General features: G+C 38.4%; 10 protein-coding genes. 7 read left to right on the top strand and 3 right to left on the bottom strand.

What is annotated here, in order from left to right:
• Positions 1–103 precede the first annotated feature (103 nt).
• Positions 104–391 (bottom strand): hypothetical protein, encoded by a 288-nt coding sequence (locus ADA55_RS30445; RefSeq protein ID WP_054399254.1) that lies wholly within the window; start codon positions 389–391, stop codon positions 104–106.
• Positions 388–1,335 (bottom strand): IS110 family transposase, encoded by a 948-nt coding sequence (locus tag ADA55_RS10915; RefSeq protein WP_213068208.1) that lies wholly within the window; start codon positions 1,333–1,335, stop codon positions 388–390. The genes ADA55_RS30445 and ADA55_RS10915 overlap by 4 nt, the downstream gene beginning before the upstream one ends.
• 280 nt (positions 1,336–1,615) lie before the next feature.
• Between ADA55_RS10915 and ADA55_RS10910 the strand changes: the two genes are divergently transcribed.
• The 7 genes from ADA55_RS10910 (at position 1,616) to ADA55_RS10885 (ending at position 8,370) form a co-directional block, all read left to right on the top strand.
• Positions 1,616–1,939 carry a hypothetical protein gene (locus ADA55_RS10910; RefSeq protein WP_142398465.1) on the top strand — a complete coding sequence of 108 codons (324 nt, stop codon included), beginning with the start codon at positions 1,616–1,618 and terminating at the stop codon, positions 1,937–1,939.
• Positions 1,940–2,090: 151 nt separating this feature from the next.
• Complete coding sequence (locus ADA55_RS31145) at positions 2,091–2,249, top strand: YjcZ family sporulation protein (protein ID WP_072272451.1); 159 nt, start codon at positions 2,091–2,093, stop codon at positions 2,247–2,249.
• Positions 2,250–2,609: 360 nt separating this feature from the next.
• On the top strand, positions 2,610–3,290 hold the full coding sequence (locus ADA55_RS10905; protein ID WP_048683441.1) for a carbonate dehydratase: 681 nt from the start codon (positions 2,610–2,612) through the stop codon (positions 3,288–3,290).
• 709 nt (positions 3,291–3,999) lie between these two features.
• Positions 4,000–5,298, top strand: a complete 1,299-nt coding sequence (locus ADA55_RS10900; protein ID WP_048683438.1) for a hypothetical protein — start codon at positions 4,000–4,002, stop codon at positions 5,296–5,298.
• A gap of 175 nt (positions 5,299–5,473) precedes the next feature.
• Positions 5,474–6,661, top strand: coding sequence for a M20 family metallopeptidase (locus ADA55_RS10895; RefSeq protein WP_048683435.1), 1,188 nt, complete (start codon positions 5,474–5,476; stop codon positions 6,659–6,661).
• A 12-nt stretch (positions 6,662–6,673) separates the two neighbouring features.
• Entirely contained in the window at positions 6,674–6,874 is a 201-nt protein-coding gene (locus ADA55_RS10890) for a DUF3311 domain-containing protein (RefSeq protein ID WP_048683432.1), read from the top strand.
• Positions 6,871–8,370: a sodium:solute symporter family protein gene (locus ADA55_RS10885; RefSeq protein ID WP_048683428.1), complete on the top strand. Its 1,500-nt coding sequence runs from the start codon at positions 6,871–6,873 to the stop codon at positions 8,368–8,370. Before ADA55_RS10890 ends, ADA55_RS10885 begins: the two co-directional genes overlap by 4 nt.
• A 317-nt stretch (positions 8,371–8,687) precedes the next feature.
• Here ADA55_RS10885 and ADA55_RS30985 read toward each other — a convergent pair whose 3' ends face one another.
• Positions 8,688–8,816 carry a hypothetical protein gene (locus ADA55_RS30985; RefSeq protein WP_258832991.1) on the bottom strand — a complete coding sequence of 43 codons (129 nt, stop codon included), beginning with the start codon at positions 8,814–8,816 and terminating at the stop codon, positions 8,688–8,690.
• Positions 8,817–9,674: the final 858 nt, after the last annotated feature.

Genomic DNA, 9,674 nt, shown 5'->3' with positions numbered 1-9,674 from the left:
TTTTTGTATGAAAACACTTTAGTGAAAGGCCATACTTAAATAAGCCCACCATATTCTAATTTTTTTGAAGGACGTAAATGTACTATGTCGTTATTTTAACTGGTTATGCAGTTTGTTGTTCAGATGGATCGATTGTATAGCCTTTCTTTTTTAGGTATTCGATCATTTTTAACTCTTTGTTATTTTGTTTTTCTTCAAGGTAATTTGAGCCTAGTTCTTGATAGGGTTCCCCTGTTTTTAAGATGTTGTAAGCAATCGTTAGTAGTAAATGAGCAGAAGCGATTCGTCCCTTCATTTTTCCCTGCCTTTTGGTAATCCTTTTTCGATGTGAAGCAATTCGATTATTTTGCCTTGATGTCGCTAGTACACACTCTACAGCCATCGTTTTCAAAGCTTTGTTACCTTGTGTGGTTTTACTCGTTTTTTTTTACCAGCACTTTCGTAATTTCCAGGACTCACACCAGCCCAAGAGGCAAGATGTTTAGCTGACTTAAATACGGACATATCAACGCCCATCTCTGCAATAAAAGTAGCTGCGGCAGCTTTGTTCACACCAGGTATTCCATCCAATAATTCTACTTCCTTACGATAGGGGGACAGGAGTTGATCGATTTGTTTTTCCAATTCTTCTATGGCTTTTTCTAAATAACTCATATGCTCCCAATGGTAACGCAACATATCACGATGATGACGGCGAATACGACCATTAATTGCACTGGCAATGTCAGTAATACTTGCCTTTGTTCGCCAATCCACCATTTTTCGAAGACCATCGGTCTCTATTTTTTCACCGTTTAGAATCGCTTCAAGGATACGGCGTCCCGATACACCAAAAATGTCTGATAATACGGATGTTAGCTTGATATTAGCATCTTGAAGAATTTTGTGAATGCGATTCTGTTCTGATGTGCGATGATGAATCAATTTTTTTCGATAACGAGTAAGATCTCGTAAATCACGAATATCCTCCGGTGGTACAAAATTGCTTTCAATAAGTCCACATCTTAGAAGCTTGGCAAGCCATTCGGCATCTTTCACATCAGTTTTACGTCCTGGAACATTTTTGACATGTCTTGCATTGGCAAGAACAAGGTGAAAAGAACCTTCGAGTATATTCCATATTGGTTTCCAGTAGACTCCGGTACTTTCCATCACAACATCGGATACCTGAAGGGTAGCGAGCCAATCACTTAAAGCCAAGAGTCCTGTTGTTGTAGTTGAAAATGTTTCAATAGAGGTCTTTGGCTTTTGATCTAATGGACCAAATAATACACAGGCTACTACTGTTTCTTGGTGTACATCTAGGCCAGCACACCGTTCAATCATTGCTTCCATAGGAGAAATCACCTCAAAAAAAGATTAACAATACATATGACAGGAGATTTGTTACAAAAATTTTTGTATACGTACTAGCAGTACACTAAATGGTTCTTCCATACTGTCACAACCAGTTTCTTATACAGGGTATCTTCCTTAAGATCCACCAAAAAAAGTTCAGCCTGGTTGTATTGTTATCATCCATTATTGTCAAGGGGTTAATGGGTTAGACTCTATTTTGAGTTTAGATTTTCGTAGTAGATGGTGGCGGCGAGGAGCGCCGCCATAGAAGTTTCTTATGAACATAGAAGGGGGAGTGGATGGTATATCGATGGAACGTATCATGGTTATCGGAGTGTCCGCGGGTGTCGGAAAATCTACTTTTGCAAGAAGACTTGGAGATCATTTGAATATCGAGGTATATCATTTGGATACATTCTACTGGAAACCTGGCTGGGTGGAGGCTCCTTTAGAGGAGTTTATTTCTGCTCAGAAGAAGGTATTGAGTCATGACAAGTGGATCATGGAAGGCAATTATAGTCATTCTTTTAACCTACGTTCGGAGCTAGCCGATACGATTAACTCTCCGTGTTTGCCTTTCACCTCGGGGAAGACCTCGTAAAATTTATATGTTAAAAAAGTAACACCTCGACGTTCTTGGTAAACACGTAAATGAAATTCGGTTTCCGGTGAGATTATTGTGCCAATATCCCAATTAGAACATAAAGTAAAGGAACCCATTTAATTAATTCCTCCTTAAAACAAATAAGGAGATGTTTCTATTGTCAAATTGTGATTCTGATAACGGTGTTGGTGGATTTGGTGGAGGTTTCGCTTTTATAGTCGTATTGTTTATACTCTTAATCATTGTTGGAGCTACTTGTTATGGTAGCGGTAATGGCGCGGTCCAAGGATATGGCGGTTTCTGCTAAAAGCTCACCCGCTGTAACGAACAGAGTAAATAAGGCTAATTTAAGGAGGATGATCTTTGTTTAAACAGGGGTCATTCTTTTTAATTCCATTGATATCTGTATTGATTGTGGTATATTTCACGTTTAGATCCCCAGTGGCGAAGAAACTTCGTGATTCTTTTGGTTGATTTACAAACTGGCAGGTGCATAACAGGATCGATAGGTATTATCCTTAGTTACTAACACGCGAAATATCTATTTCTATACCAAGGCAAAAACTAAAAAATTCTATCATCTGTACTGTAGGAAAGGGATGGATATCTCCACCCATCTTCCTGCATAAAATGATTAAGCCCGATAGATTGTGAGGGAGGTAATTGCTTGGTTGAAAAAAAAGGAACAAACATCTCTTCTAATAACCAATCTCACTGTTTTGAACCATTTATAAGCCCCAACCCCATTACTTCATTAAATCCTGTTCAACGCTTTCCTAAAATTGATAAAACAGCATTTGTCAGTCAGTTTTCCAGTGTCATAGGTGATGTTACCATTCGTAACAATGTCTATGTAGCGCCTAATGTAAGTATACGTGCGGATGAAGGAACTCCTTTTTATATAGGATCCAATTCAAATATACAGGACGGAGTAATTTTACATGGATTATTCAATAAAAGGATTTTAGTTGGGACAAATGGCTATTCAATATTCATTGGAAATGAAGTGACCATTGCTCATGGTGCGATTGTCCATGGGCCTTGTTATATTGCAGATAAGGTATTTGTAAGTTTTAATTCCATTGTTTATACGGCAATTGTAGGAAGAGGCGCATTTATTTCTTATAATGCAGTAGTAACAAATGGCGTTCGAATACCACCTGGGAGGTTTGTACCGCCAGGAGCTCATATTGATTCACAAGAAAAAGCGGATGCACTTTCAACAGTACCTAAAGATAGTAAGGAATTTGCACATGAAGTTCAACGAGTCAATCATGAATTCCCCGCATCTTATCACCTGTTATTTGGGAAAAATCGTTGCTCCTGCGGATTTGCCTATGACCAGTGATAAGTGTGGCTGGATCGGGTCATTCGTAGAGGATTCTAGAAATGCGAAGCTGTCATTGAGGCAGCTTTTTTATTGTAATGGGCGGACATTATAATCGTACAAAAGAGGAGATGTTCCGAATAAAAGTTGTTTGCAAAATAATAAATTTAAAGAAGATGTGACTGGAGGCCCTATCCCCTTCTTTGTTTTGCATTAATATTAGGGGTTTATATAACTCTCCCTAGCCTAAAATATATGCTATTTAATGAGTTTGATTGGGCACCCCAGAGAAGCGTCTATACAATGAAGCAACAATATTTCTTCAAAACATCTATTTAAAAAAACATAATTAAACTATTAAATAACTTTAATATCCTACTTTAAGTACATAGAGTAGTGAATCATTAACTATATTTATCCGTGCAGTGATTATAGATGAATAACGTATACAACGTATTTTTCCTTCATGTTGCATGATAAAATGATACATAAGAGAAAAAATTTGGCGTGGGTATGAATGCAACTATATATTATAGCATTGGCTACCACATTTTTCTTTTTGCTGCTGATTTGATCAAGAGGTAACAAAAAATAAAAACAAGGGCTCATACAAATTGAAATAATAGACAGCAGAAGAATTAGGATTACGATATCATGACTTGGATTAAACCAGGATATTCTACAAATAACAATGAATCTATTACAGATGGTAAAGGAAGTCGATTACTGGATGTATAAAATCGGACTTGTCGGTCTAAAAACTTCTATAGAACAAATTTTAGCCGCGGCAGAAGAATATAAACATGAGTTGGAATTCATCTCTTTGCCCTATGTAAGGACCGAAGAGGTAGAGAATATTGTAAAGGAACATGATTCACATGTACATGCATGGCTTTTTTCTGGTCCACTTCCCTATGAAATTGCGGGAAAAACACTACGTACAGATAAAATAATGGTCCATGTCCCAGCTACGGAATCTGGTTTTTATAAATCCTTTTTAGAGATGATCTATGAACAAGGGAAAATCATTGAGCATCTAAGTATCGATACTATGTCCTCAAATAATATTAGCGAAGAAGCTTTGTCACAGTTGAATATAAAAACCCAAAAGATTTATACGAAAGTGTTTGAGACAGATGTTGATACGGATGAATTGGTACATTTTCACTTGGATTTGTGGAATTCGGGAAAGACAGAAGGCGCTTTTTCTTGTTTTCCGTCCGTGTGTGAAGCTTTAAGGGAATTGGGCATTCCAGCCTACCGTATGTCGATGAGTAAGATGGAAGTGAGGCAAACGCTTCGAATTCTTTCTGAAAAAGTAAAGGCATCCTACTTTAAGGATACACAAATCGGAGTCGAAATCATTGAAGTCGAATATTTTAATAAAGTGGCAGAGGAAATGAAAACTCCATATCATTTACAATACTTGGAGCTTCGGCTAAAAGAAATGTTGATTCAACTTGGTGAAAAAATAAATGGTTCCTTTTCAGAGAAAGGGAATGGAAGATACATGATTTTTAGTTCTCGCGGCGCAATTGAACGAGAAATCATTACGCTCGAAGAAACGATTGAAAAATTGGCTTTTGAAGCAGATACAACCGTTGCAGTTGGAATTGGCTTCGGCGAGACTGCCTATTCGGCGGAAATCAATGCTTTTCGTGCTATTCAACATTCAAAAGAGATGAAGAAGCGAGAAATTGTGATTATTCAAGATGATGGCAAAATTATCGAATCACCAGGCAAAAAGAAAGAACTGCAATATGATACCCGTACCCATAATAAACCCCTTATAGAAAAGTTGAAAAACGGAAATATCAGTGTTAAAACGTATAAGAAGATATCGGCTCTCGTTCAAAGAATGGGCTGGATTGATTTTACTACAAAGGACTTAGCGACACATCTAGAGATGACAGAGCGCAATGTACGGCGAATTGTTGCGGATATGTGCGAAGTTGATTTGGCACAATGCGTTGGTGAAGAGGCTAATGCCACCCGAGGAAGGCCGAGTAAGATTTATCAATTATTATGAATTACAGGCACCCATAATTTGGGTGTTTTTTTAGTGTGAAAAAATAGTTTGGAATTTTCAAAAAATATTGTAATGAAGACCGTATGAGATTATACTCTATTTAAGGAATTTTTTCCTTAAACTAACCTAAATTAAGGGTTGCTGTGTAAAATCAAACAAAAAGGGGTTGTAGCGTATGTCTCAAACCATAATGATTCATGATTTGATCGAGGCTGTTAAAGATGAAGTGATTGCTTGGAGAAGATATTTACATAAGTATCCGGAGCTGTCTTTTCAGGAGGAAAAAACAGCACAATTTGTTTATGAAAAGCTGCAAACTTTTGGTGAATTGGAAATTTCACGTCCGACAAAAACGAGTATAATGGCTCGTTTGATCGGTCAGCAGCCTGGGAAGGTCATTGCACTTCGGGCAGATATGGATGCGCTTCCAATTGAAGAAGAAAATGATTTTGACTTTGTGTCACAGAATTCAGGAGTCATGCATGCTTGCGGACATGATGGGCATACGGCGATGCTGCTTGGCACAGCAAAAATTCTTACACAGTTAAAGGATCAAATTAAAGGGGAGGTGCGCTTTTTATTTCAACATGCTGAGGAACTGCCGCCTGGTGGAGCTCAAGAAATGGTGAGAGCCGGTGTGCTGGATGGGGTGGATATGATCATTGGATCCCATCTCTTGTCGACTCTTCCTTTAGGGAAATTTAGTTTGGGTTACGGTCCAGTGATGGCTGGAGCCGATACTTTTAACATTACTGTGGTGGGTAAAGGGGGGCACGCCTCACAGCCTGAACTTACCGTCGATCCCATAGCAATTGGAACTCAGGTTGTATCAAATCTCCAGCACATTGTTTCGAGGTATCGAGATGCCCAGGAAGCCCTGGTGATTTCAGTGACTCAGTTCCATGCGGGAAGTGCGATTAATGTTATTCCAAGTAAGGTAAGCATTGGTGGATCAGTTCGAAGCTTTAATCCACAACTGCAGGTAGAAATCCCGAATTTTATCGAACGGATAGTAAAAGGGATTACTGAAGCACATGGAGCTACATATGATTTCGATTATCAATTTGGTTATGCTCCTACCATTAATGATGAAGAAGTTACCCGATTGATGGACGAAACGGTTTGTGAAGTATTTGGTGAAGAAAGTCGAGAGATTTCAAAGCCAATTATGGGAAGTGAAGACTTCTCTGCTTTTCAAGAAGTAGTTCCAGGAACTTATATTGGAATAGGGGCTCGTAATGAAGAAAAAGGGATTATATATCCTCACCATCATCCTAAATTTACAGTCGATGAACAGGCTTTACAAAATGGGGTGAAGTTATATGTTCATGGGACTTTAAAAATGTTAAATCTAGCATACTAGGGGGCTAAGAGAATGAAAAAAATATATTGGCTAGGAATTATCCCGTTTCTTGGTTTTGTCGTTGGTGCCTTGTTTACAAATAAAGTGACTCCCTATGTTCTGGGTATGCCATTTTTTCATTTTTGGATTGTACTCTGGTCTGTGCTGACCACAGGTATAATGGGGATTATTTATCTACTCGATCCTGCTAATCAGAAGGGAGATTCAAGATGAACATTGCCGTTTTTTTCATCCTGTTTTTTTTCGTCATTTCCGTTTTGATTGGTATCCAGGCTAAAAAAGGGAAAGAAATGAACTTGGAACAATGGTCAGTTGGAGGTCGCGGAATGGGAGCCCTATTGATTTTCCTCTTATCCGCAGGTGAAATGTATACTACCTTTACATTTTTGGGTGCAAGCGGATCGGCTTATGGGGAAGGCGGTTCCATCTTTAGTATCGTGACATATGGCTGTCTGGCTACAGTCATCTCCTATTGGACATTTCCGGCAATTTGGAGGTATGCAAAGAAACACAAATTAGTTTCCCAATCTGATTTTTTTGTGAAAAAATATCAAAGTCCATATCTTGGTGTGCTTGTTGCTGTAATAGGTGTTATAGCTTGTACTTGCTACTTAGTCCTGCAATTGAAGGGTTTAGGATATATCGTTTCTGCAACATCCTATGGGGTCATTTCTTCTACAGCTGCCATTTGGGTTGGAGCAATTGGTGTTACCATTTTTGTAATGGTTTCCGGTATTCACGGTTCTGCCAGGACAGCTATTTTGAAGGATATTCTGATTCTTGGCGTTGTTGTATTTTTAGGAGTTTATTTCCCACTTCATTATTATGGCGGTCTTCAACCTATGTATGAGGCCGTTGAACAGGCAAAGCCGAACTATACCATACTTCCAAATCAGGGAATGAGCGTTTCATGGTATATATCGACCGTTGTATTAAGCTCTATTGGATTTTATATGTGGCCGCACGGGTTTTCTCCTATTTATGCTGCCTCTAGCGAGAAAGCACTGCGAAAAAATGCAATCCTAATGCCAATGTACCAATTGATTTTATTGTTCGCCTTTTTTGTCGGGTTTGCAGCGATCTTACAGATGCCTGGATTAAAAGGCGGCGACGCCGACCTTATCTTGCTGCAGCTTTCTAAACAAGAATTTGATCCATGGTTTGTAGGCTTAATCGGTGGTACTGGCGTGTTAGCCGCTCTAGTCCCAAGTTCCATGCTGTTGATGTCTATATCAACATTGCTTGCGAAAAATGTATACAGCGTATTCACTCCATCTGCAACGGAAAATCAAATTGCAAAACTGGTGAAATATTTGGTTCCGCTTATTTCTCTAGTAGGGATTTACTTGACCTTTAAAGGTGGAAACACCCTCTTTAGTCTCGCTTTAATCGCCTATAATTTTATTACACAACTTGCTCCTGCCTTTTTCGCCAGTTTGATGAGAAAGAATTTTGTAACCAAACATGGAGCATTTGCCGGGATAATAACAGGAGGAGTACTAGTCTCCATTATGGAACTAGGGAACATAAAAATCAGTCAACTATTTCCTTATCTTCCTCAAGCAATAAAAGACCTGAATGTGGGTATTATCGCCCTATTTGTTAACATTGTTGTTTTAGTGGTGGTCAGTTTGATGACAAAAAACTTTACTTATACTCATCAAGATACTGATGATTTGGAGACATCAACACTAGAGCAGAAGATCTAATGCAAAAAGAATCAAATAGTTAACTCAACATGATTTTTTACATTCACTTCCGGTATAAATATGTAACACGAATTCCTTCCAATTAAAACTTTCCTGAGGGCAGTTTTGCAGCACTCCATTTACAGTTTGGAACGCTTTTAAAGAATTGGGCTTTTTGGAATCAAAGTTGGTCCAGTGGACACAGGATAATTCAATGATCGCCCTTTTTTGAAGGGAACCTTTGAGAATTGTCCTTTTTAATCTCTTTCTGCAAATAACTAAGAAGATTATCTGCAAAAAAACAACCGGTCTGAATATGACCGGTTTGTTTCATTTAGTTACTCTGATTTAGAGCTCTGATCTTTATTTCTTTTATTTCCTTTGCTGTTGTCCCCACTAACAGGGGTTTGTCCGTGTAATTGCGGCGAATTTTGGTTACGGCTGCCTTTATTGAATTTTTTTGTCATGTCTCACATCTCCTTTCTTTTTTCAAATACAGTTTGTCCCTTTTTGGAGAACTTATGTTTCTCACTTGAAAGGAACAACTTTGTAATATTTTTCATTACGGCTAGTATGGTAGCTCAGTAGGGGGGAGAGGTAGAATAATCATTACCTGTTGAAAAAAGCTCAGCCCTATGGGGTTACAGAGGACTGAGTTAATGTCTTAAAACGCTTTGTCGGGCATCCAGTTTATCAATCTGGAACCAGTATGGGGAATTGTCATTTCGTCCTTGGGGGATCTTGCACAGACAAGGCGCACAAATTGGCTGTTATGATGGTTGAAAGTGCTAATTATGAAGATAAAATAATCGTAAGGGAATGTTCGAAAACTTGAGGATCCTTTAACATAGTTCATTCAAGGGGTTTTAATTACATAATTCTTACTTTATTTTTAAAAAGCTTACAGTAGTAGTTTGTAGCTCTGAAAAAAAGAACAGTATATACAGATAACTGATTTCAAGGATACATGTGGCATTCTTTTTTAAAGCATGCATGAGTGATCCTTCCTTTCTTATTGTAATTTCATCAATTATACTAATGAATTTATACAAAATATTCCTCTTTGTTAGATTACCTGCCATTGTTTTTCTGGATGTACGATTTTATTGAAACAGGATCGTTCACATGGCCAACTGATGCCATGTATATGAAGGAGGGCTTTTTTACTTGGCTCAATAAACGCCTCGGTAGAATATATTTAGCTTGCTATTTTGGGAATGACAAAAAATGATTTAGCCTTGTACAAATTTGGACGTTGATTTCCACTTCAGGCACCGCTTTCCGCGGGCGGTCGGGGAGCCTCCTCGGCTTGCGCCTGCGGGGTC

Origin of the sequence: Bacillus sp. 220_BSPC (genome assembly GCF_001054655.1) — a bacterium.
GTDB classification, from domain to species: domain Bacteria; phylum Bacillota; class Bacilli; order Bacillales; family DSM-1321; genus Peribacillus; species Peribacillus frigoritolerans.
This window is presented reverse-complemented; position numbering and strand designations above follow the sequence as displayed.

Coding starts and splice junctions, on each gene's coding strand:
- ADA55_RS10895 (WP_048683435.1), top strand. CDS start 5,474: ATGTCTCAAACCATAATGATTCATGATTTGATCGAGGCTGTTAAAGAT.
- ADA55_RS10915 (WP_213068208.1), bottom strand. CDS start 1,335: ATGGAAGCAATGATTGAACGGTGTGCTGGCCTAGATGTACACCAAGAA.
- ADA55_RS10890 (WP_048683432.1), top strand. CDS start 6,674: ATGAAAAAAATATATTGGCTAGGAATTATCCCGTTTCTTGGTTTTGTC.
- ADA55_RS30985 (WP_258832991.1), bottom strand. CDS start 8,816: ATGACAAAAAAATTCAATAAAGGCAGCCGTAACCAAAATTCGCCGCAA.
- ADA55_RS10900 (WP_048683438.1), top strand. CDS start 4,000: ATGTATAAAATCGGACTTGTCGGTCTAAAAACTTCTATAGAACAAATT.
- ADA55_RS10910 (WP_142398465.1), top strand. CDS start 1,616: ATGAACATAGAAGGGGGAGTGGATGGTATATCGATGGAACGTATCATG.
- ADA55_RS10885 (WP_048683428.1), top strand. CDS start 6,871: ATGAACATTGCCGTTTTTTTCATCCTGTTTTTTTTCGTCATTTCCGTT.
- ADA55_RS31145 (WP_072272451.1), top strand. CDS start 2,091: ATGTTTCTATTGTCAAATTGTGATTCTGATAACGGTGTTGGTGGATTT.